This is a genomic window from Methanosarcina sp. 1.H.A.2.2 (assembly GCF_000979975.1).
Taxonomy (GTDB): Archaea; Halobacteriota; Methanosarcinia; order Methanosarcinales; family Methanosarcinaceae; genus Methanosarcina.
In genome coordinates this window covers 21,752-43,432 of sequence record NZ_JJQL01000005.1, presented here as the reverse complement: position 1 = coordinate 43,432, position 21,681 = coordinate 21,752, and the positions used below count along the sequence as shown (strand labels likewise).

At 44.1% G+C, this 21,681-nt stretch carries 18 protein-coding genes; 8 read left to right on the top strand and 10 right to left on the bottom strand.

Annotation, left to right across the window (positions count from 1 at the left end; all coding sequences use genetic code 11):
• Nucleotides 1–108: 108 nt before the first annotated feature.
• A complete protein-coding gene (locus EO93_RS00950) occupies nucleotides 109–312 on the bottom strand; it encodes a hypothetical protein (RefSeq protein ID WP_048160649.1) in 204 nt (67 codons plus the stop codon).
• Nucleotides 313–1,457: 1,145 nt separating this feature from the next.
• Between EO93_RS00950 and katG the strand changes: the two genes are divergently transcribed.
• Both katG and EO93_RS00940 read left to right on the top strand, forming a co-directional pair.
• Entirely contained in the window at nucleotides 1,458–3,656 is a 2,199-nt protein-coding gene (gene katG / locus EO93_RS00945; protein WP_048160647.1) for a catalase/peroxidase HPI, read from the top strand.
• 6 nt (nucleotides 3,657–3,662) lie between these two features.
• On the top strand, nucleotides 3,663–3,968 hold the full coding sequence (locus tag EO93_RS00940; protein WP_082107516.1) for a catalase-related domain-containing protein: 306 nt from the start codon (nucleotides 3,663–3,665) through the stop codon (nucleotides 3,966–3,968).
• A gap of 90 nt (nucleotides 3,969–4,058) precedes the next feature.
• Here the strand turns inward: EO93_RS00940 and EO93_RS00935 are convergent, their stop codons facing one another.
• The 4 genes from EO93_RS00935 to EO93_RS00915 form a co-directional block, all read right to left on the bottom strand.
• Nucleotides 4,059–4,778 (bottom strand): CDGSH iron-sulfur domain-containing protein, encoded by a 720-nt coding sequence (locus EO93_RS00935; RefSeq protein ID WP_235284065.1) that lies wholly within the window; start codon nucleotides 4,776–4,778, stop codon nucleotides 4,059–4,061.
• Nucleotides 4,779–6,148: 1,370 nt separating this feature from the next.
• Nucleotides 6,149–6,814: an orotidine-5'-phosphate decarboxylase gene (gene pyrF, locus EO93_RS00925; RefSeq protein ID WP_048135061.1), complete on the bottom strand. Its 666-nt coding sequence runs from the start codon at nucleotides 6,812–6,814 to the stop codon at nucleotides 6,149–6,151.
• Between the two features lie 4 nt (nucleotides 6,815–6,818).
• A complete protein-coding gene (locus EO93_RS00920) occupies nucleotides 6,819–7,772 on the bottom strand; it encodes a deoxyhypusine synthase (RefSeq protein ID WP_048160640.1) in 954 nt (317 codons plus the stop codon).
• A 607-nt stretch (nucleotides 7,773–8,379) separates the two neighbouring features.
• Nucleotides 8,380–8,667 (bottom strand): hypothetical protein, encoded by a 288-nt coding sequence (locus tag EO93_RS00915; protein WP_156161189.1) that lies wholly within the window; start codon nucleotides 8,665–8,667, stop codon nucleotides 8,380–8,382.
• Between the two features lie 590 nt (nucleotides 8,668–9,257).
• Between EO93_RS00915 and EO93_RS00910 the strand changes: the two genes are divergently transcribed.
• Both EO93_RS00910 and EO93_RS00905 read left to right on the top strand, forming a co-directional pair.
• Entirely contained in the window at nucleotides 9,258–9,899 is a 642-nt protein-coding gene (locus EO93_RS00910; RefSeq protein ID WP_048133308.1) for an ATP-binding cassette domain-containing protein, read from the top strand.
• 154 nt (nucleotides 9,900–10,053) lie between these two features.
• Nucleotides 10,054–10,893 (top strand): ABC transporter permease, encoded by an 840-nt coding sequence (locus tag EO93_RS00905; RefSeq protein WP_048160638.1) that lies wholly within the window; start codon nucleotides 10,054–10,056, stop codon nucleotides 10,891–10,893.
• Nucleotides 10,894–10,901: 8 nt separating this feature from the next.
• Here the strand turns inward: EO93_RS00905 and EO93_RS00900 are convergent, their stop codons facing one another.
• Complete coding sequence (locus EO93_RS00900; protein ID WP_048160636.1) at nucleotides 10,902–11,294, bottom strand: co-chaperone YbbN; 393 nt, start codon at nucleotides 11,292–11,294, stop codon at nucleotides 10,902–10,904.
• Nucleotides 11,295–12,049: 755 nt separating this feature from the next.
• Nucleotides 12,050–12,484, bottom strand: coding sequence for a hypothetical protein (locus EO93_RS00895; RefSeq protein WP_200895011.1), 435 nt, complete (start codon nucleotides 12,482–12,484; stop codon nucleotides 12,050–12,052).
• A 696-nt stretch (nucleotides 12,485–13,180) separates the two neighbouring features.
• On the opposite strand from EO93_RS00895, the gene EO93_RS00890 reads away from it, so the two are divergent.
• Both EO93_RS00890 and EO93_RS00885 read left to right on the top strand, forming a co-directional pair.
• Nucleotides 13,181–13,924: an RNA ligase partner protein gene (locus EO93_RS00890; protein ID WP_048133309.1), complete on the top strand. Its 744-nt coding sequence runs from the start codon at nucleotides 13,181–13,183 to the stop codon at nucleotides 13,922–13,924.
• 283 nt (nucleotides 13,925–14,207) lie between these two features.
• A complete protein-coding gene (locus EO93_RS00885; protein ID WP_048133302.1) occupies nucleotides 14,208–15,440 on the top strand; it encodes a methionine adenosyltransferase in 1,233 nt (410 codons plus the stop codon).
• Between the two features lie 279 nt (nucleotides 15,441–15,719).
• On the opposite strand, the gene EO93_RS00880 is transcribed toward EO93_RS00885, so the two are convergent.
• Complete coding sequence (locus EO93_RS00880; protein WP_048133299.1) at nucleotides 15,720–16,589, bottom strand: geranylgeranylglycerol-phosphate geranylgeranyltransferase; 870 nt, start codon at nucleotides 16,587–16,589, stop codon at nucleotides 15,720–15,722.
• A 562-nt stretch (nucleotides 16,590–17,151) separates the two neighbouring features.
• Here EO93_RS00880 and EO93_RS00875 point away from each other — a divergent pair.
• Nucleotides 17,152–18,111 (top strand): PGF-pre-PGF domain-containing protein, encoded by a 960-nt coding sequence (locus EO93_RS00875; protein WP_235284064.1) that lies wholly within the window; start codon nucleotides 17,152–17,154, stop codon nucleotides 18,109–18,111.
• Nucleotides 18,112–18,261: 150 nt separating this feature from the next.
• Here the strand turns inward: EO93_RS00875 and nadA are convergent, their stop codons facing one another.
• Together nadA and EO93_RS00865 are read right to left on the bottom strand one after the other, a co-directional pair.
• Nucleotides 18,262–19,176 (bottom strand): quinolinate synthase NadA, encoded by a 915-nt coding sequence (gene nadA, locus EO93_RS00870; protein WP_048160634.1) that lies wholly within the window; start codon nucleotides 19,174–19,176, stop codon nucleotides 18,262–18,264.
• A 341-nt stretch (nucleotides 19,177–19,517) separates the two neighbouring features.
• Nucleotides 19,518–20,333: an aspartate dehydrogenase gene (locus EO93_RS00865; RefSeq protein ID WP_082107513.1), complete on the bottom strand. Its 816-nt coding sequence runs from the start codon at nucleotides 20,331–20,333 to the stop codon at nucleotides 19,518–19,520.
• A gap of 444 nt (nucleotides 20,334–20,777) precedes the next feature.
• On the opposite strand from EO93_RS00865, the gene nadC reads away from it, so the two are divergent.
• The gene (gene nadC / locus EO93_RS00860) at nucleotides 20,778–21,611 is read left to right on the top strand and encodes a carboxylating nicotinate-nucleotide diphosphorylase (RefSeq protein ID WP_048160630.1); all 834 of its coding nucleotides are present in this window, start codon (nucleotides 20,778–20,780) and stop codon (nucleotides 21,609–21,611) included.
• The last annotated feature ends 70 nt before the right edge of the window (nucleotides 21,612–21,681 follow it).

The following is a 21,681-nucleotide window of genomic DNA, read 5'->3' as shown; positions in this document are numbered from 1 at the left end:
GGTCACTGGGAAAAAGAAGGAAACGTTCCATAGCCTGTATGAATGCAAAGTATTTCATCAATTCATAGAAGGTCAAATTTCTAAAACGTAGGGAAATAAGCCCGAAAGTTAAGAGTTTCTGAACTGGGTAGCAGTAGGAATAAGGCTGGGAGCGAGTTCACCGGGAAAAGAACGTGCGATAACCCCAAGCATTGGCTGGTTATAGTAGATATTTGCCACCGCGATTCCACATGCACAGTCCATAGCGAAAACAAGTCCTTTGCTAGGCTCAGAGACACTTCCAATCTGAAATGTGTCGTTTTTCCGAATCATGGTTTATTTTTTCCACATGTAGTACGATTTACAAAGATCAGGTATCTTATTTATTTTTTTATTTCCTCTCAATCACAGGTTGTACAATATAATCCGATAAGAAAATCCACATCTGTTTCTGCCATTTCATACCTGAGCAATTTTCGAGTTGAGACAGAGCCTGGTGAGATGTCGCCAGGTTGGATACATAATCGAGAGAGAAGTGGCATTTGACATTATTTCTCGATTTTAACTCCTTTAATTATATAAAAAATCAAGCTCTTTGTAATTTAGAAATGCTTGCATAGATTTATATGAGAGCCTATCCCAAAACTCAAAATTTGCTTCTTTGGGTCACATATTTGAGTAACAAATCTGGCTTTCGATTATTAAAGCAATCCTGAATAATTCTGATAAGTGAGATTAAAAATGGGTTTTGGGATGAGCTCGTAATCAAGATCAGTACACTTTGGAGGATTTATTGCATTCATTTCAAAGATTTTTTCGAATATATTGCTATTATTATAATGAATACAATATTATTTCAATGTGATCTGGAAAACAATTCAACCGCGTAAGTGCTATTTATTTAATACTCAATATTAAATAGATATCCGTGGTTATAGTTGTTGAATATTGAATTGGAATAAGTTCTTCAGGGATAGAACTATTAGTAATGATTAAGGGGGGAAATATAGCCATAATCGGAGTCGTAAGACCTAAAGTAACGAACTTCCTGGATTGGAAAGGAAAATTCGACAAGAGGATGACGGTTTGAAAGAATAGCGATGGACTTTACATGAGCTGTATTATGATGAATCCTATTAAGAGGCTTATGTCGTTCATACCGAGCTAGTTTCAAAATCCCGATTATTCATGTTTTTATCTAAAGCAGATTTTCCATTTGACTTGATGATCTTGATTTCTTTACTCCGAAAAATTGGCATGGAAGGATAAGAGGTAGTTTTGAAACAAGCTCACCTTAAAAGATGACAAATTGGACATGGCAAAACAGCATGTAAGAATTTCAAGCATTTGGAAAGCGGACCGAAATTAATCTCTCTGGCAATTGGCATTCAATTCTTCCAGGAGGAGACAAGATTTAAGAGATTGTATACTAGAGATTTGGTCTTGAATTTTTATCAATGGTGGGGGTAGGTAACGTTATGACTGACGACAGAAAGAACCCTGAAGTGGGCAGAGCAGACAAACAAGAAACCGGTAGAGGCATGTCGAACCGCGACTGGTGGCCAAACCAGTTGAAGCTCGAGATCCTGCACCAGCATTCTTCCAAGTCCAACCCTATGGGCGAGGACTTCAACTACGCGAAAGAGTTCAAGAGCCTCGACCTGGTGGCTGTGAAGAAAGATCTCGCGGTGCTGATGACCGATTCGCAGGACTGGTGGCCGGCGGACTTCGGTCACTATGGCCCTTTGTTCATTCGCATGGCGTGGCACAGCGCCGGCACCTACCGCGCCTTTGACGGCCGCGGTGGTGGCGGTAGAGGTCAGCAGCGCTTTGCGCCGCTCAACAGTTGGCCGGACAACTGCAATCTGGACAAGGCGCGTCGCCTGCTCTGGCCGATCAAGCAGAAGTATGGCCGGAAGATTTCCTGGGCTGACCTCATGATTCTTGCGGGTAACGTCGCCCTGGAAACAATGGGTTTCAAAACGTTCGGTTTCGGAGGCGGTCGCGAGGACGTCTGGGCGCCGGATCAGGATGTCTATTGGGGCCCTGAGGAAACGTGGCTGGGTGGTGATAAACGCTATTCCGGCGACAGGGACCTCGAAAATCCGCTCGCTGCCGTGCAGATGGGGCTGATCTACGTCAATCCGGAAGGCCCGAACGGCAACCCGGATCCGATCGCGGCGGCCAGGGATATCCGCGATATTTTCGCTCGCATGTCCATGAACGACGAAGAGACCGTTGCGCTCATCGCTGGCGGTCACGCCTTCGGCAAAACCCACGGTGCCGGTCCTGCGTCCCATGTCGGGCCTGAGCCAGAAGCGGCCAGTATCGAGGAGCAAGGCCTCGGTTGGAAGAGCAGCTTCGGCACCGGCAAAGGCGGTGACACGATCACCAGCGGCCTGGAGGTCATCTGGACCAACACGCCAACGAGGTGGAGCAACAACTTCTTCAGGATTCTGTTCGGCTATGAATGGGAATTGACGAAGAGTCCGGCCGGTGCACATCAGTGGCAACCGAAAGGTGGCGCCGGCGCCGGCACGATTCCTGATGCCCACGACCCGTCCAGGCGTAACGCGCCAACCATGCTGACCACTGATCTTTCCTTGAGGTTCGACCCTGCCTATGAAAAGATTTCAAGGCGCTTCTATGAGAACCCGGATCAATTAGCGGAAGCATTCGCTCGCGCGTGGTTCAAGCTGACGCACCGAGACATGGGTCCGCGCGCCCGCTATCTCGGCCCGGAAGTTCCTGCCGAAGAGCTCATATGGCAAGACCCCATCCCTGCGATCAATCACAAGTTGATCGATGAGAAGGACATTGCCTTCCTCAAGGGCAAGGTCCTTGCCTCAGGGTTGTCGGTCTCGCAACTGGTTTCGACTGCCTGGGCGTCGGCGTCTACCTTCCGTGGCTCCGACAAGCGCGGCGGTGCGAACGGCGCACGAATTCGCCTCGCGCCGCAGAAGGATTGGGAAGTCAACCAGCCAGCCGAGCTGGCGAAAGTGCTGAACACTCTCGAAGGTATCCAAAACGAGTTCAACAGCGCGGCTTCTGGCGGCAAGAAGGTCTCGCTTGCTGACCTGATCGTTTTGGCTGGTTGTGCAGGCATCGAGCAGGCTGCGAAGAATGCTGGTCACGATGTGACGGTCCCCCTCTCTCCAGGGCGCATGGATGCCTTGCAGGAGCAGACCGATGTGGACTCCTTTGCCTTACTCGAACCGATTGCGGATGGTTTCCGCAACTACCTCAAGAGCCAATACACTGTATCAGCCGAGGCGTTGCTGGTTGACAAGGCGCAATTGCTGACGCTGACCGCACCAGAGATGACGGTGCTCGTTGGCGGTATGCGCGTGTTAAACACCAACTTCGGACAGACTCAGCACGGCGTTTTTACCCGGAAGCCGGAAGCGCTAACAAACGACTTCTTCGTGAACCTGCTCGACATGTGTACGGAGTGGAAGGCGGTATCGGACGCCAGGGACATGTTTGAAGGGTGCGATCGCCAGACAGGCGAAGTCAAGTGGACCGGCACGCGTGTCGATCTCATCTTCGGTTCGAACTCCCAGCTCCGGGCTTTGGCCGAGGTCTACGGAAGTACGGACGCGCAGGAGAAGTTTGTCCAGGACTTCGTGGCGGCCTGGACCAGGGTAATGAACCTTGATCGCTTCGACCTCGCTTGACCGAGTATAAATGTCTTCAAGTGCCTGAAGATCTTTAAAACAAACGACTTTGCTCAGGCTGGAGAAAGGTATCGGTCACTTGATAAAACAGGGCAGGAAAATATGATTGGCAAACATGTGGCCAACGTGAGGCATGTGGCCAACGTGAGGCATGTCACCATTCCAGCTATTCAGAAAAGTGCAATCGAAAACTTGCTGCAGGCTGATGAGACTTTGGCAGCATCTGTAGAGCCAGAAGGAGTTCGAGGATATATTGAAATAAAGAAGGCTACCCTCGAATTCTCTATTTTTTATCGCGGAATTGCACATTGATTGCTTTCATTTTGGCTTCTGGATTGCCTGATTGTTATGCGAGATTACTATTTCCGCAAGTTAAGAATCTCTATTAATCAACGAACTCACTCATTCCAGGCCCCACTTCTTCCTGAACTCGAGCTTCTGCTGGCTGTTCATCCAGTGGCTGCCGTCACAGTAGGGCTTGTTCTCCGATTTCCCGCAGCGGCAGAGGGTTACTCTGTTCCGGGATTCGTACATGCTGCCATCTGCAGATTCAATGGGGATACTACCTCGAACCCAGAGGGGACCTTCACAACCTTTTTGTTTGTCGTGAACCAGTACAATAGAAGGTTCAAATTCTTTTTCAAAGGGTTTGCCTGTCTTCTTGTCCCACAGGACCAGCCGTCCTGACGGGCAGACCATGGCTTCCTCTATGGCGGTTTGTCTGGCTTCCGGGTCGTCTGATTTTTGTATGAGATCCCTTATTCCTCCAGCCCGCTGGCAGAAACGGGAATGATCGCAGAGCTCGTAGACATCGGTGAGTTTTAGATCAGGACCTTCAAACGTTTCCGCTTTTTCCAGGTAAGGCTTTCTGCTGGCTGTTTCGCTACCGTCAAAACCAATCTTGCGGTGGGTCCCATCACAGAAGGGCTTATTTTCGGATGAGCCACAGCGGCATAAAATATAGGCTTCCCGCCGGGGGTATTCCTTTAGATCAATTAATTCTCTGGTGTGGCCGGCGTCATCGGTGACAATTACCTGTTCGAAAAGCGGCACTCCACCTGTAACCCGATACGGTCCGTCTTTGATTATCTTAATCCTCATTTCTTTCTCATTGACTGCCATAATCATAATCCCCCATTACCTCTTATAATGCAGTACTGGATGTTTAGTCTGACTATTCACCTCTTTGATAATTTCTATAGTTTTCCGATTCATACTGTCTCAAATAAGGGCGCATGTAATAGGATTGATCAAATCCTCAACCAGGCAATAAGATGGTTACTGCTGCAGACATATTCGATAGCTATCAGCTTAACTGAGGGTTTCAAGACTGAGGGAGAGGGATCAGAGACAGACGATGATTGCGGATTTCTAAATCTCACTTCTCCACTGGAGATAAAATAAGGTTTATCAAGTCTAAGGGTGCTGGATGAAACAAAAAATCTTTTAACTTTTCAAAACATATAAGGAAGCGTGAACAATGACAGCGCAATCATTGGTTCTGGCACAGGAGAAATAGAAGTTACGAGTCATGCTGTAACAACGAGTCATGCAGAATTTTCGAGTCATGCTGTAACATTATATGGGATACCGGTTGTTTACATTGTTATTGGAGCATTATTTGTATTATTTATTTTATATTTATACTGTAGGATGACAAGAAAAGAAAGACATTGTATGAGTAAATCGAGTTACTTAAAATTGTTTTTTGCTTTATTTATCCCGCTATTTTTTTATAATCTGTATAATATGTATAACAGTTCATGGTTTTACAATGTCTATGCCAAATCGTGGTGTAATACTTTCTGGTTTACCAATCCTATTTTTATTATTATGAATGCAAGTACTGCATCTATATTGGAATCTATCTTTCCGTATTTATTCATAACTCTTAGTATATTAGTAATAAACTGTTATCGTAAACCAGCTTAGAGAGGGTCTTGAAATTAAACTTTTATTGCAAAAACATTTGTTCAGTCTGTCATGCACGGATATAACGCTAATAATTTCAACGGTGAAAAATAGGAAAGTTTTAGGTGTAAAGATCCCGCAGCACCTTATTAACTCTGAAGAAGTTATCAAATCTCTTTTTAAATAACTATCTTAAAACTTCCCTCCACGCCCGCATGCTCACGAAGTGAGCAGATATCGGGCGGCTGCTGGTAAAAAAGAATAAAAAATAGAAGCTGCAGCTGCCAAAATAAGTATGTTACAGATAGTTCAGCCGGATAGAAGTAACACAGGAAGAGAAGAGGGGTCCCTGATTAAGATGTTATGTAAAAACTGTAATCAGCCTTTCGAGACTTCGAACCCCCAGAAAATAGACCTGTAGTGAGAAGTGCAGGATTGCTTTTTCTAGAAGAAAAAAACAATTTTCGTGCCTCAGAACTCATAGGGCTCATCATGAAATCAGCCGATTTTTTCATCACAGGCACGTAATTGAGATTATAAATGTATTTTAGAGAAACTTTCTCTTTCAGATCAAAATATCTTCAGTATTCTCCGCGAAGCTCAGCTTGAATTTCCTCCGCAATCTCACGTGCAGCTTCTTTAGGAGACTCTGCTTTGTAGATGCTTCTGCCTACAATCACCCAGTCTGCCCCTGCAGCAATAACGTCCGAGGCTCTTCCTCCCTGGGCGCCTACGCCGGGAGAGATAATAGTGAGTTTGTCCCCGACGATCTTCCGGATTTTCTTCACTCTTTCGGGCCGCGTGGCTGGGGCGACAAGCCCGAAAGCTCCTGCTTCAAGCGCCATCTTTGCAATTGCCTCTGCGGCTGGCTGCATGAACTCGGCTCCGCCGGGGTGGCTCATTTCGCTCACAACGAAGACGTCCTTTCTGTATTCGGAAGCGATTTCAATGCAGGCATCAAGGCTGTCCCTGCCTGTAAAGCCCTGCACAATGATTGCATCGGCTCCTGCTTCAAATACCTGGTCACAGATAAGGCGGTTGGTGTTGGGGATATCGGCAACCTTGAAATCTGCTATAACCGGGGCAAATTCGGCAAGTTCCCTGATTATGTCAAGCCCTGTAGCAAGTATCAGAGGGTAGCCCACCTTTATTGCGTCCACGAATTCCCAGATGTCTTCTGCAATCTTCAGCGCTTCTTCCCTGTCAGTCACGTCCAGGGCAACGATCATACCGGTATTCCTTTCCATCAAATCACCTCTTTGAAAGGCGTGTCCTCACAGCTGACACAATAAGCGGAAGAGTAATTGTTGAATCTGCGTAGACTGTTACTGATTTCGCCTCTTCACCGACCTTTCCCCAGGACCGGGCTTCGTCAAGAGTTGCCCCGCTCAGCCCGCCGGTTTCCGGATGGTCCATTGTTAGCTGGATTGCGTAGTCAAAAGACCTGGGAGTTATAAGCATAGACTGCAGGATATAGTTCTTGGGGACCCCGCCTCCAAGCAGCATAGCGCCTGCACTTTCAGCCCCATAGCAGATATCTATGAACTCGTGCATATCCGCAAAAGCATCAACATGCAGAGGGTTTCCTTCCTTATATAGCCAGGCCTGAAGCCCTATTACTGAGTCCTGAATAGCAGGGCAGTAGACCGGCACACCCATTTCGGCTGCGGTCTTAAGGATGGAGGAGTCATCGTCCAGATTCTTCCCGATTTCGGTAAGGACCTGCCGGATTGAGAGTTTTTCCTGTGGAAGCCCTGCATAAACGCCCTGTAGAAATTCTTCAAGGTCGGTGAAGTGCTGGTCCGGGAGGTAGACATCATAGATCCTATCAATACATTCATGCCTGAGCTGAATATCATTTGCGCAATCTGAACCTTTATAATGGTGAAGGCCAAGAGCCTCAACCGTGTCATGAACCATATTGGCTCCGGTTGTGACAAGCACATCGATATGACCGTCGCGGATCAGGTCTGCAACAATATTCCTCATGCCTGCAGGCGTCATCGCCCCCGCAAGCCCGAAAAACTTCGTAGTTTTCTCTGAAGCCAGCATCTCATAATAGATATCTACAGCCTCAGCCAGCCTGCCTGCTCCAAAGGCACAGCCGCTGTACTCCCTTACCAGCTCATCTACGGTCATATTCGGAACTATCTTTGCCCCTTTGACCGGATTTGTAAGATCTTTAGCAGAAGCTTCAAAGTCCATTTTTTTTCCTCATAGATTATAATACTCTTAAGACGTAACTATAACAAAAATATAAACATTTTTAATAGTTGTTATGTTAAAACGTAGAGATACTAAAATATAATTATTTATATAATTTTCTTAATGCATAAGCGTGTTGAAATAAGTATACAGGCATATAGGAGGTCTGTGAAGTTTGTCGCCTAATAGACTGGCATGAGACACTGAGGTAAGCGTTCCATGTTCAGCATTTTGTTTGAAGTTTTTCTATCCTGCAAGTAACTATGTGAAACTGATTATGTGAAACTGATTATATGAAACTGATTATATGAAACTGATTATATGGAACTGATTATATGGAACTGATTATATGGAACTGATTATATGAAATTAATTATATAAAACTGATTCATTGGTCATCGGTTAAATAAGGAATCATGACAAATTGTATCCACTTCTACAATAGTGTTCAAAAAATTCTCTTTGCAGGATCAGAACTTGATCGTAATTTGACGCCTACGGCACGTGAGTAAGAACCTGCTGACTTGTGAAAGTAGCTTTGGGGAATGAAGCAGGAAACCCGTGAACTAAAGTTCACGGGCAGTTAATCCTATTGTAAGTGTTACAGTTAGATTCCTGAAGTAGTGGATAAACAGGATCCGTCTCTAAGGCGATCTCTGTCACCGTTGCAGTTAGAAGCCCTGCTGGATAATGTGCATGATCCGTCTCTAAGGCGGTCTCTGTCACCGTTGCAGTTAGAAGCCCTGCTGGATAATGTGCATGATCCATCTCTAAGGCGGTCCTGGTCCTGGTCACCAAGGGATTTCTCATTGTGGAAGTCTTTTGTTATTGGAACTGCAGAGACTCCCGCAGGAAGCAAAGTTAACAACATTAATACAACAGAAACTGATGCCATAATCTTCAAAGTTGACTTTCTATTGAAACTCATTTTTTTTCACCTTATTTGCTTATTTTTTATACGAGAATACCGGTAATCAAAAACAAACTGGGAATCCAATAATATAAAGATTCTTATTATAAATAAGCAGAAATAAAGCAATAAAAATACATTCGAAGCTTTATAATACTTTATTTTATTTTATTTTATAAAGGATTATATCATCCTAAATTAAAAATTAATGTATATCGTGTGTAACTATATCTTTACACTGAAAAATTAAATGCAGTTGTAGAAATACCGTTCAAAAGATGTGAGTGTAAAGCAAGTAAGAACAGAACGAGAGGAATGTACGCCTTATTGTGGCAGATAAGAAATGAAGGGATTAATACCAAAAAAAGTAGAAAACGAGGGAAAATATATCCTTAACCGATGACCAATGGAAACTGATTATATGAATTGGTTTATGTGAACACCTCTGTATAGATAAACTTTCTCTTAGAGGAACTGCAGGACAGAAACCTCTTCTACAAAAAGGAATAAAAAAACAAAAGCCCGCAAAAGAAATATACACAAAATATATAGAGTGGAACGATTCGAGGCAAAAGATGCATGACGAAATAATAAGGTATGAAAACACAGGCATATATTTCGGCAGCAAAAAAGTGCTTTCTGGTTTTTCTCTATGCATTCTGAAAGGTAAAAAGATCCTGTTAAAAGGTAAATCGGGAACTGGAAAATCCACTCTACTTAAAATAATTCTTGGATTTGAAAAACCTTCTGAAGGCTCAGTCTATTACAGAGGCGTGCCCTTAAGCCCTCGGGTGGCCTGGCAGGTTCGAAAAGATGTGGCCTATGTTTCTCAGGATATGGATCTCGGCGAGGGACCTGTAAGGGATCTGCTTGATGAGGTCCGTTCTTACCACTCTAACAGGGAGAAAATCGACCCTGAAAAGCTGCATATTTTTATGAGGGAACTCGAGCTGGAAAAAGACATACTTGAGAAAAACTTTGAAAACCTTTCCGGAGGAGAAAAACAAAGGATCGGAATTCTGATTGCCCTGCTGCTTGAAAGAGAGATTTTCCTGCTTGACGAGGCAACCTCAGCTCTCGATTCCGAGCTTAAAAAAAAGGTTGTTGACCATTTCCTTAAACACAGCCACTGGACACTTTTTGTAATTTCACATGATACAGAATGGGAAAGGGATGGAGTGGAGATTGTGACTATAGGAAATAATGGATCTGATTGAAAAACTGTCCCTAAGGAACAATTTATCGGACTGAAAACCATCTCGGGAAGTGTTGCGTCCGTCTGTAAGAAGCTAAATGAGTTAAATCTTAAAAAAGGATGTATAAAGAGCCGAATAAAAAGAACTGCACGAAAATAACAAGAGGAATTTTCAGATGGTAAGCCCCGATATATCGATACCTTCCCTGATACTCTGCTTTCTACTGCTTGTGATTCCTCTGGCAATCAGTTACAGGATAAAGCTCCAGATCTCCCGGACAACTATAGATTCGGTTTTCCGCATGACAGTCCAGCTGGGAATGGTAGGCGTGTTTTTGACCTACGTCTTCGATCTGAACAATGGGGCTTTGAACCTGGCCTGGGTTCTGGGAATGGTTACAATTGCAAGCTACACAACCATACGCAATGTAGAACTCAAAATGGATAAACTGCTTCTACCGGTGATACTTTCCTTTACGGCAGCAAATTTAAGCGTGCTGCTGTACTTCAACGAATTCGTGCTTGACCTTGGAAACCTTCTGGAAGCCCGCTACCTGATCCCCATAGGGGGCATGATTCTTGGGAACTCACTCAGGGGCAACATTGTGGGTATGGGAGATTTTTATGAGGATATCCGCAGAAACGAAAACAGGTACCTTTACAGCCTCTCTCTCGGGGCAAGCAGGTATGAAGCCCTCATACCCTATATTCGAAAATGCCTTCGCTCCGCACTCAGGCCTACCCTTGCTAATATCGCAACTGCAGGGGTTGTCTTCCTTCCCGGAATGATGACAGGGCAGATCCTCGGAGGTGCAAGCCCTATCCTTGCAATCAAGTATCAGATTTCAATCATGGTTGCTCTTTATGTGTCCACAGCCATGAGCACTACCTTTAGCATCCTTAGCACTATCCATACCGCTTTTGACGAGTATGGGCTGGTAAATAAAGAAATATACAGGGAAAAAGGTACGAGAAAAGGAAAAGGAAAAAAGAAGAACAGGACACATTGGGCTTGACCTTCAGGTTATACATATCCTGTGATGTCCTGCCCTACCGGAGTGCTTTTTCTTACGCATTCCTCACCATACTGGACCATATCCCTGACCGCGTTCTTCAGGATGGAAGGATAGATCTGGCCTACCTGTTCCCATACAGGTTTTCCACGGCAGAAAAACTTGAACGTGGGTGTGCCCTGGACCCCATATCTTTCTGCAGTCCAGGGGTTTGTTGCCACATTTAGCCTGGCAAAAACTGCCGAAGCCCCGTATTCTTTTGCATACTCCGCAAAATACGGTTCCATAGCTTTACAATACGGGCAGGAAGGGCTGTAAAACATTACAATAATAGGTTTCTCAGAACCTTCCACCTGCTGTCCCCAGGTCGCATCCTCAATTTCAAGCACATAATTCTCGTCCAATCAATTACCCCCTTAAAAGAAATTATGAGATAAATGAATTAAATTCAGGAATGAATCCGCTCTTAAGTTTGAAGAAATATGTGGTTTTTTACGCTAACAGTACTTTATGCTTTAATTAAAGCAATATTTATGTCTTCATGGAATTAAAGTTCACGCATCTGTGGATTCAAGGTTATGAAAACCTGCTGTTTGCAGCCTCTCAATTCCGGAAAACAGGATCTAACAAATAAAAACACGAAGGTTAAATAGAGTCTGCTAAAAAAATTTGTGTCAGTTTCCGGTCAGTAAAGAATGAAGTTCGCAAGATATTAAAAGAAATGGAGGAAAGATTAAGAAAAAGCTGGTGAACAGAACTGGAGGAACAGTTCTGTCTTTTTTCGGATACAGTAATTCGTCGGGCAGTTACATCCGGCTTTTTACCCATTGGTGAACTACCTGCTAAATCTAAAGATTTAACGGGCTTCCTGCTTCATACCTCGGAGCAACTTCCACAAGTCCACAGGCCCTACCCTCTGTCCCAGAGGTGAAAATCAAATACTATTTTTTGTTCCTGTTATCCTGTGCTTGGTTATCGCGTAGGATTTCAGTACATTATGATAGGTTTGAAGAATATAATGGTAGTTGATGACGAAAAGAATGTTGGGAAAGTTAACGGGATTCATCTCCAAGCTAAAGCATAGGAGCTTTCTCCCTTCTTTCTCGTAAAAACTTCATGGCGGGTTGGAGAACCGAATTTTACCAGTCAGTTTTTCTGTTCAGACTTCCTTTTTTTCATACTCCGGGTTCATAGTTTCATCGAAACATGTGCTGCAGATATATTTGTCATCGAGGCATGTTTCTTTGAAATCTACTCTGGGACCACCCGGTTTTGTGGTTGCTTCCTTAAATACATAGAATTTTTCGTTAAACTCTATTGGCTGTCCGCACCTTGTACATACAAAGGGTGGGTTCTCAACCGAATCAATTGCACATTCAATGCATATCAGATCGGACTTCTCCCCGTGAACATCCCTGAACGTGATTGGTTTCATATCTAGACTGGTGTCCACAACCAGCACATCTTCCTGCAGTTCCCGACCACAGATATTGCAATACTCTTTCATTGTGTCGCCTCCCTTCATCAGAGGATTCCTCACAAAACCCTGTGCTGAGCCTACAAAAGGTTTTATACTTTCCGTGTTTGCACTCATTTAATTCCCCATTTTTAGCCTATTTATCCATATCATACCAGACCGGTCCATTTTTCAGTATTTCTACTCCGGTTCAGTATCTTTCACACCTTTGATCTGAATTTTCACCCTGCCAGATAATATTTAAGCTGCCGGCATTTCAGCCAGAGAAGTCCTGTCCCAAACTGAGATAAAAGCGATAAGGAAGATAACATATTTATTTTTATTAAAATGTGTTCCCGGAAATACTTTACGCACTCAGGCAATAACAATCCGAGAAAACAATATGCAAAATATGTTTCAAACCGCTTTTCAGCTTATGGCTTAAACTTCCCTATGTAAATATAGGTTTTAAGAGTATATACAGTTATTCATTTTGATCGAAATTCAATGAATAATTACACAAATAATAGTTATGGATAGGTTAACTCTTAGCTAAAGAATCAGGGGTTTCCTGCTGAGGGTTTATGAATAAAATAAACCTGAAGGAAGAGAACAAAAATAAGCCTGAAGGAAGAGAACAAAAATAAGCCTGAGGAAAGAGAACTAAAATAAGCCTGAAGAAAGAGAACAAAAGTACAATATAGGAACAAAAAATACGTTAATGAGGAAAGTTCAGTATGCAGGGGTAGGAGAGGGGAAATTAAACAAAGAATTTTATTGCTCCTTGATCAATACATAATAAGGGTAAAGAATACTATAAAAGGACTCGAAAAAATGCTTAAGCAGAGATTCGTGCTGGATACTACAGCACTAACGGATCTGCAGACCCGGGAGGTTATGGGCTATACATCCCTTTGTGAGGGGATGAAATCAATACTTGACCTTATAGCCGATGCTCGTCTGCAGTTTGGGATCAGTTGTTATGTTCCCTATCCATCAGTGTACAAGGAGATGTACGAATTTGCAAGCCATAACGGCTGTGACAGGGAGGTTATAGCAAAGATAGATACCTGGCTTGTGAAAAAAGCTCCTGACCGCTATAGAGTCGATGTAACCTCACAGATATTCCACGAATACGTATCTTACATGAGGGAACGGATTAACCGGGGAATGGGGGTTGCAGAAGATGCAATATGGGAGGCAGCAACCGAATGCCTTTTCATGGAAAACCCGCAAAACAAGAAAAAAGAGTACAGGGAAGAAGTTGAAAGAGAAGTTATTGGGGGGATAATCGGCAAATTCAGGAATAAATACAGGGCAGCTCTAAGGTATGGCATCCTTGACAGCGCGCCGGATATTGATGTCCTGATCCTTGCCAAAGAACTTGATGCAGCTGTCGTTGCAAGCGACTACGGAATTGAAAAATGGGCCGAGCAGCTTGGAGTTCGCTTCGTGCCTGCAAACACCTTTCCGATGATGATCAAAGAATATCTTAGGCATACTCCGGAAGGTGAAAAAGAAAAGGGGGATGGGGATAAAAAGAAAAAGGGTCATTCAGAGGAAGCAGAATTTATTTAACAGGCTCAATGGGCCCTGAAGGCTGACAGCTTTAAGGATCTGGACTGTCCTGGTCAGTTTTAGTTTTATTAAGGGGAATTTCTTAACTGACCTGCCTTTATTGCCTGCATTCGCCACATATCTTCACTGAATATTCCATCTTCACTGAAGACCTTATCCATCTTCACTGAATATCCCATCTTCACTGAAATACATTTATTGGCAAACTAATCTGTCTTCACTTACATTAACAAGATCAATACAGTATCTGTACGCCCTTAAGGGCAATCCGGGGGGAAAGAGTTTGAGAAATATTGTTATAGAAGAGTTGAAAGCTTCGGAAGTTTACCGCCAGAAGGTAGAGGTCGTTGAAAGAAAAGGGCTTGGGCATCCGGACTATATCTGTGACGCTATCATGGAACAGATTTCCGTAAATCTCAGCCAGAAATATCTTGACACCTTCGGGACCATCCTGCACCACAATATAGACAAGGGCATGCTTGTTGCAGGGCAGGTGGAAGGAAAATTCGGAGGAGGAAGGGTTGTAAGCCCTATGCGGCTGATAATAGGGGATAGGGCAACCTTCGAATACGAGGGAGTTGAGATCGATGTTTCCGGGCTTGCAGTCCGTACAGCAAAAGACTGGTTCTCAGAAAACCTCCGTTTTGTAGACCCTGAAAACCTCATTTATCAGGTGGAGCTCAAAAGGGGTTCAGCAGAACTTACGGATATCTTTAGCAGGGGAGGAAAGGTTCTCGGGGCAAATGATACGTCCGCAGCAGTCGGATATGCGCCACTGAGCCCTACAGAAAGGCTGGTACTCGAGACTGAACGCTACCTTAACTCAAAGGGGTTCAAGAAAGAATGTCCGGAGTCCGGAGAAGACATAAAGGTCATGGGCCTCAGGCATAAAGAAGACATCCATCTTACGGTTGCTGCACCTCTTGTGGACAGGTTTGTGGAGTCTGAAGAGGACTATTTCAAACAGAAAATGGAACTGCATGACCGGATCGAAGAGTTTGCTGCCGGATTTGCGGAAAAAGAGAGAGCTGAGTTTGAAGCCTGCATTTGTGCAAAACCCACTGCTTCCCTTAACACTCTGGACATGCCGGGCAGGGGGATGGATGGAATTTACACAACGGTTACCGGCACATCCGCAGAGGACGCCGACTGCGGAGAGGTGGGGCGCGGAAACCGTGTAAATGGAATTATCCCCTTAAACCGTCCTGTCAGCAGTGAAGCTGCAGCAGGGAAAAATCCTGTAAGCCATATAGGAAAGATCTATAATCTCCTTTCCCACAGGATCGCAGCAGAAATTTACAATCAGATTCCCGATGTCTCTGAGGTGTATGTTTGGCTCCTGAGCGAAATCGGAACTCCTATTGACCAGCCTCAGATTGCAACTGCCCAGCTGATCATGAAAAAAGGTGCAGCAGGGGATGTCGAAAAAGAGGCGGCAGAAGTTATAGAAAAAGAACTTGAAAATATCCATGCCTTCTCTATGGAACTTGTAGCAGGAAAGAAACCTATCTGCTAATCTATTTACTGAGACCGCAGTCCTTGCTAAGGCTCTCAGTCCTGAGAATGGCCGATCTGCCAGTTGCCGATTTGCCAGTTACCGATCTGCCAGTTTCCCGACTCGCGAAATAACCTGAGAAGAAATTACCTGAGAAGAAATAACCTGAAAATCGAAACTCAGCAGATTTCTCCCGCGGAGGCAACCGACAAAATCAGGATTGTATCCTTAGTGACCTGTGTGAACGGTCAGGCAGGCCCAGGCAAACTAAGGACAGACTTTTGTAAATTTATGTAAAGTTTATACCCCGGCAATGAAAGCTATCAGGGCAAAAAACATGGCTATTTTGAACATCTTAGAGGACTTTGTCGGGTTATTCCGCGCAAGGAGCTGATGAATAGCTGCAAGAAATCCCAGGTCTGCCAGAAAGACGATGTAAAGATAACGCAGGCCAAGGATGGACACAGAGTACGGTAGAGGACTTAAAAGTACGGCAAGGAGCCCTATGAGCACTGCAAGATAACCTGCTTTTTTTGCCCCGATTCTAAGAGGCAGGGTATCTGCCCCTTCCATCCTGTCTCCTTCCATATCCTCAATATCCTTTACGATTTCCCGGGCTGTAATGGCAAGAGCGGCAAGCAGGAAAAGCACGGAAAGAACCTTAATTCCTCCAAACCCAAAAATAGAAGCTCCAAACAGAAACACAGAACCAGTAAGGTAGCCTATGCTCAGGTTTCCTAAAAGGGGCGTACCTTTAAGGGTTTTTGCATACAGGATCAACAGCAGGGAGTTAAAAAGGGCAATTAACCCGCAGACCGAATTTACAGAGAAAGCCAGCAGGGTACCAAGGGCGAACAGAAGGTAAGAAAAGTAAAGGGCTTCTTTTGCCTGCACCCTCCCGGATGGGATGGGCCTTTCCGGACGGTTGATCGAATCTATCCTTATGTCAAAATAGTCATTGATAGCGTTTCCTGCGCCTGAAACCATGAATACTACCAGAAACACGAGACCTGCATCAAGAAAAGGAAATGGTCCCGCAAAATTTGAACTTAAAGTACCGGAAGTCAGGATATTAAAGGCTATCAAAGTTCCTATTACAGCTGCAAAACCTGCCATCAGGCAGTTTCCGTACCTCATAAGCTCCAGGTATGTGCGTATTCCGGCAGACATCAGAAGAAAGCAGCATTATAAAGTATTAAAAGTATCGGATATTTTGTCTCAAATCAAAAAATTTAGTATTGAATCAAAAAAGTATGAATCAAAATAAGGTTCGAGCGTTCAAATGAAAAAACTCTTCCTGTGGAGGGAAAATTTAAGATTTGAACCGGCTGTCAGATTTGGATATTGTGTAAGGACATAATTCTCCTACCAGATTAAAACATTTTAAAATCGGGAAAGATCCGCCCGGTTTATTAAGGGGAAAGTGATTCAAGGATCTTGAAAGAGGGTCGAAACATATAACAAACTGTATCGTTAATTTCTCAAAATTTTGAAATCCATGTCCCGGTATGATCCCCTTAAATCTGAATCATCGTCTACTTCTGTTCTAAGGAGATTCAGGGTTACTTTGTTTGGACAAATATATTGTTTTAAACCAGCAGTTTATTGGAAAAATCTACTCAAAACAAATCTCTAAATTTTGTTTATATGAATAATATAATAAATTGTCAATGACTTACTCTGGTATACCAGAGATTTTTGTTTACTGATGTGTGGGCGGAGGCCTATAAAAATGAAAACCGATTTTTTTAGTTCTTTAATTTATGTATTATTGATAATGCTAATAATTCCTGGCATGATTCCTGGCATGGCATCTGCTGCAGATGATACGGGAACTACAGATCCGGTGCCAACCGATACTCCCGATCCGGTACCAACTGATACCCCCGATCCGGTACCAACCGATACCCCCGATCCGGTACCAACCGATACCCCTGATCCAGTACCCGCAGATCCAACACCAACAGATAATGCCGACAGTGGGAGTTCCGGTTCCAAATCCAGTTCTAGTTCCGGTTCCAGCAGCATAGGAAGTGGTGTTTCCGCAGAGCCGGCCAGCAATATCCAAATCAAGGAGCTTGCTACTAGAAACGTGATGAGTGGGTATCATATTAAATATGAATTCCCGGAAAACGTTACCTGCATAACATATATTGAATATGATGCAGAAAGGACATTCAGAAGGACAACAGCAATTGCAGAAGTACTTAAAGGCAAATCCACACTTGTCCCAAAACTTCCTTCTGGCAGAATCTATAAACATGTGAATATCTGGGTAGGAAATAGTGGAGAAGGACTTCCTACTTCCCTTAAAAATGGATTAATCGGATTCAAAGTTGAAAAAGACTGGATTGAAGATAATAATGTCAATGAATCCCTTATAACCCTTCAATGGTATAACAAAGGCTGGAAACCGCTCTCCACGGTAAAAGTTGGCGAAGATAACGATTACGTTTATTTTAAGGCAAAAACTTCTGGATATTCCTCCTTTGCGATAACAGAATATCAGGAAGGAAAATTACAAAAAACTCTGAGAAACCTGGAAAGTGAAGGAAAGTCACTTCTAAACGGAAGTGCAGGACAAAACGGTCCAGACAAAAAGCCTATGGAGACAGCTAAAATATTTATGGTAATTGCTCTGCCCCTATTTGCGCTTATTGTAGGATACGGCGTGTTGAAGAAAAAGATCTAAAAGGTTTCTTTAGCATGAAAGTAGGTGAGATTTTGTTTCTCTCCTACTCCTCATTATTTTTTCCCATAAATTCCCGCGAAGAAATAATCCGCGATAAATCAAAACTTTCCTTGCATAAGCGGGCCGTAGCAAACGGATAAAACATTCAGCTTATTTTATTTTTACCGCAAGCATTCTGTCAAGGGCTTCTTTCGCCCTTATCCGCACGTCCTCGGGAACAGTCACTACGTGCTGCATCTTTTCAAGGGAAGCCAGGACTTTTTCAAGATTGACCATTTTCATGCTGGGGCAGCAGGCAAATTCAGAGATACAGTAATATGTTTTTTCCGGAGCTGCCTTAAGGAGCCCGTGAATAAGCCCGCACTCCGTGCCGATTATAAATTCCTGTGCAGGAGAGTTTTTCGCGTACATGATCATTCCTCGCGTGCTTGCCACATAGTCTGCAAGTTCCAGGACATCAGGGCGGCACTCGGGATGAGCGATGAATTTAGCCAGGGGATGTTTTTCCTTCATTTTCAGGACATCTTCCCTCAGGACCTGGTGGTGTGTGGGGCAGTGCCCTTCCCATGGAATGATAGTTTTGTCGGTCCGGGCTGCAACGTAGGCAGCCAGGTTCTTGTCAGGCACAAAGATAACCTCTTCGGCGTCCAGGGAGTTTACCACTTCTACAGCGTTGGCAGAGGTACAGCAGATATAGGACTCTGCTTTGATTGCAGCCGAACTGTTTACATAGGAGACGACCAGAGCTTCAGGGTGCTTTTCTTTGAGTCTTTTAAGGCCTTCCACATTTACCATTTCAGCCATCGGGCATGTGGCATCGATTTCCGGTAACAGGACCGTCTTTTTCGGAGAAAGGATTGCAGCGCTCTCTCCCATAAAATGAACGCCGCAAAACACAATAACATCTGCGTCCTGGCGGACAGCTTCCTGGCTCAGGGCAAGGGAATCCCCTACAAAGTCCGCAATGTCCTGGACTTCGGGGCGGGAGTAATAGTGAGAAAGAATTACTGCGTTTCGTTTTAGCTTCAATTCCTGGATCCTTTTTATAAGGTCTGCTTGATGCATGGGACCACCATAATATTTGAGAGAAAAATATGAATATAGAATTTTTTTAGTGTAAAGAGGCCTTTAATTAAGACGTTTAGATTTTTAACGTAAAGGCATTCTGGCAAAAGTGCATGTTAAACGTAGAAAGGAGTGCAATAAGGAACATTCTATCCATGAGGCACTTTTTCGCATACATGCAACCTTCTTCGGAGGATTTACGTGCTTAACTCCTCCGGACTATATAATGTTTGTGAACCTAATGTTTGTGAACCCCACCCGCCTTTAATCTGAATATCTAAGTTCAAGCACCTGAATCCTGTCAGTTCAGGTTCAGTCCTCAAGGTCCAACCGGGAAGAATTCAGGTCCCGATCTGGACGGGATTCAGGATCTTTTTGAGGGTAGAAACTGCAGAAAGGGCTGCAAGATAACTTGTTTTCGGATTTTCCGGGGAAGGAAGATTTTCCACTCTGGTGCTAAATTTGCCGAATTCTCCTTCAACGGTGATCTCATGCACATTTCTGGAAAGGGAGGGGTCAGCTATGATTCTTACCCTGGTCTGCTCAAAACCTATGCCTGCAAGACTTATCGTAGCGGCCACGTTAACGTTTGCAGGAAAGGCTTTTACGGCTTCGGAGGCCGTCCCTTCAAAAAGTACGGTTTCTTTTTCAAGTTTTTCAAGTTTTATGCCGTGTTCCATAACATAAGGAGCTCCCATGAGTCCTGACGGAGGTTTCCTGGTGGTCAGGGTGACCGAGGAAATGCCAGCCGCAGATGCTGAGTTTAATCCATCGATGCCGACAACCGCACCCGAGGGGAAATAAAGCTTGCAATTGTGCTGTTTTGCAAGCTCGAAAAGGGTTGTCCTCAGTTCTTCATCGGCAAGGGCACCCACGCTCAGGACCATCACATCACATCCGGCCTTAAGGGCCTGTGGTACAATGGATTTGACAGCATTCTGAGAGGCGCTTTCTATAACAAGATCCACACTGCGTATGAGTTCTTCAATCTCCATATACGCAGGACTGCATGTCTTCAGGGAAGCTGAAAGTTCAAGGATCTTGCTCTCCGAAGAGTCACAGAGAGCAGACAGCTCTGCATTGATCTCCCCGTTATCAATAGCCTTGCAAATCTGTCCGCCAATGAATCCGCAACCAATAACTCCAATTTTCAGTATTTCAGGCTCCTGAGAATAATCAGTAGATTTTAATTGCTTTAGCCAGTAACTTAAGTTGTTTTAGCTGGTATTTTCCAATTCGTTATAATTGCTTGCATTATAATTTTCTTTATCTGTCCAGAATAACGGAAATCCGGGAACGGGATTACTGTATTCCGTTCTCTCACTTAAAATCTTCTGTTGTCCGGCTTTTGTTTTCGTCTCAAAACTCTTCTGCACATTTCTATCCGTTCTTTGCCTATTATTTACCTGTTCTCCTGTTCTTTTTCCTGTTCTTCACCTGTTCTTCACCTGTTCTTCACCTGTTCTTTGCCTGTTCTCAGCACCTTACTTTGGAGAACCCAAATTACAAACAATAAAGTAAAAACGGAATAAAGAGCTAACAAAGGAAAATGCCCGCGCCTCTTATAAATCCGGGCAGCATTAAGTATCGGGGTAAAAATCATGCTTATCAGAGAAGTAGAAAGCTTCATAGAAGAAGATCTGGGGTACGATGATGTTTCGTGCACTATTGTTCCGGACAGGCCTGCAGAAGCCATTATTTTCACAAAAGAGGATTGTACGGTTGCCGGACTCAATGAGGCAGCATCAATATTTTTTTATTTTGGAATTCAGGCAGAAACAGGTCTTAAAGATGGGGATTGTCTCAGCAAGGGCGATATAATTTTCAGGCTCAGGGGAGGAGCAGTATCCATTCTCAGGGCAGAGCGCCTTAGCCTTAATTTCCTCGGGCACCTTAGCGGGATTGCAACCCTGACCAGGAACTGCATGGATGTCGTAAGAAAGCACTCCGAAAGCACAAGGCTTGCGTGTACAAGGAAAACTACCCCCGGAATAAGGAAATTCGAAAAGCTCGCTGTCGCTGCAGGTGGCGGAGACACTCACAGGTTTAACCTCTCGGATGCGGTTATGATTAAAGATAACCACATCAAACTCATGGGAATAGAAGCCGCAATCAAAGCAGCGCAAAAAACAAGCTTTACGCGGAAAATTGAGGTTGAGGTAGAGTCTGCAGAAGACGCGGTCTTTGCTGCAGAACTGGGAGCTGACATTATCATGCTTGATAATATGCAGCCTGAGGCGGTCAAAGAGACTCTCTCCGTACTTGAAGAAAAAGGGCTCAGGAAATCAGTCCTTGTGGAAGCCTCAGGAGGAATTTCCCCCGTAAACCTTGAAGGTTATGCAAAAACAGGAGTTGATGTAATATCAATGGGCTCCCTTATCCACAAATCAAGATGGATAGATGTTAGCCTGGAAATAGTCAACTCCGAGAACTGAAACTATAGTTTCGGATGTAAATGCTTACAGTTAACTCCCCAGATGCGTTATAACCACGGAAGTGCCCGGT

Excerpts from the sequence above, each read along its gene's own strand:
- EO93_RS00950 (WP_048160649.1), bottom strand. The coding sequence starts at position 312 with ATGATTCGGAAAAACGACACATTTCAGATTGGAAGTGTCTCTGAGCCT.
- katG (WP_048160647.1), top strand. The coding sequence starts at position 1,458 with ATGACTGACGACAGAAAGAACCCTGAAGTGGGCAGAGCAGACAAACAA.
- EO93_RS00935 (WP_235284065.1), bottom strand. The coding sequence starts at position 4,778 with ATGGCAGTCAATGAGAAAGAAATGAGGATTAAGATAATCAAAGACGGA.
- pyrF (WP_048135061.1), bottom strand. The coding sequence starts at position 6,814 with ATGGAAAGGAATACCGGTATGATCGTTGCCCTGGACGTGACTGACAGG.
- EO93_RS00920 (WP_048160640.1), bottom strand. The coding sequence starts at position 7,772 with ATGGACTTTGAAGCTTCTGCTAAAGATCTTACAAATCCGGTCAAAGGG.
- EO93_RS00915 (WP_156161189.1), bottom strand. The coding sequence starts at position 8,667 with ATGGCATCAGTTTCTGTTGTATTAATGTTGTTAACTTTGCTTCCTGCG.
- EO93_RS00910 (WP_048133308.1), top strand. The coding sequence starts at position 9,258 with ATGCATGACGAAATAATAAGGTATGAAAACACAGGCATATATTTCGGC.
- EO93_RS00905 (WP_048160638.1), top strand. The coding sequence starts at position 10,054 with ATGGTAAGCCCCGATATATCGATACCTTCCCTGATACTCTGCTTTCTA.
- EO93_RS00895 (WP_200895011.1), bottom strand. The coding sequence starts at position 12,484 with ATGAGTGCAAACACGGAAAGTATAAAACCTTTTGTAGGCTCAGCACAG.
- EO93_RS00890 (WP_048133309.1), top strand. The coding sequence starts at position 13,181 with ATGCTTAAGCAGAGATTCGTGCTGGATACTACAGCACTAACGGATCTG.
- EO93_RS00880 (WP_048133299.1), bottom strand. The coding sequence starts at position 16,589 with ATGTCTGCCGGAATACGCACATACCTGGAGCTTATGAGGTACGGAAAC.
- EO93_RS00875 (WP_235284064.1), top strand. The coding sequence starts at position 17,152 with ATGAAAACCGATTTTTTTAGTTCTTTAATTTATGTATTATTGATAATG.
- nadA (WP_048160634.1), bottom strand. The coding sequence starts at position 19,176 with ATGCATCAAGCAGACCTTATAAAAAGGATCCAGGAATTGAAGCTAAAA.
- nadC (WP_048160630.1), top strand. The coding sequence starts at position 20,778 with ATGCTTATCAGAGAAGTAGAAAGCTTCATAGAAGAAGATCTGGGGTAC.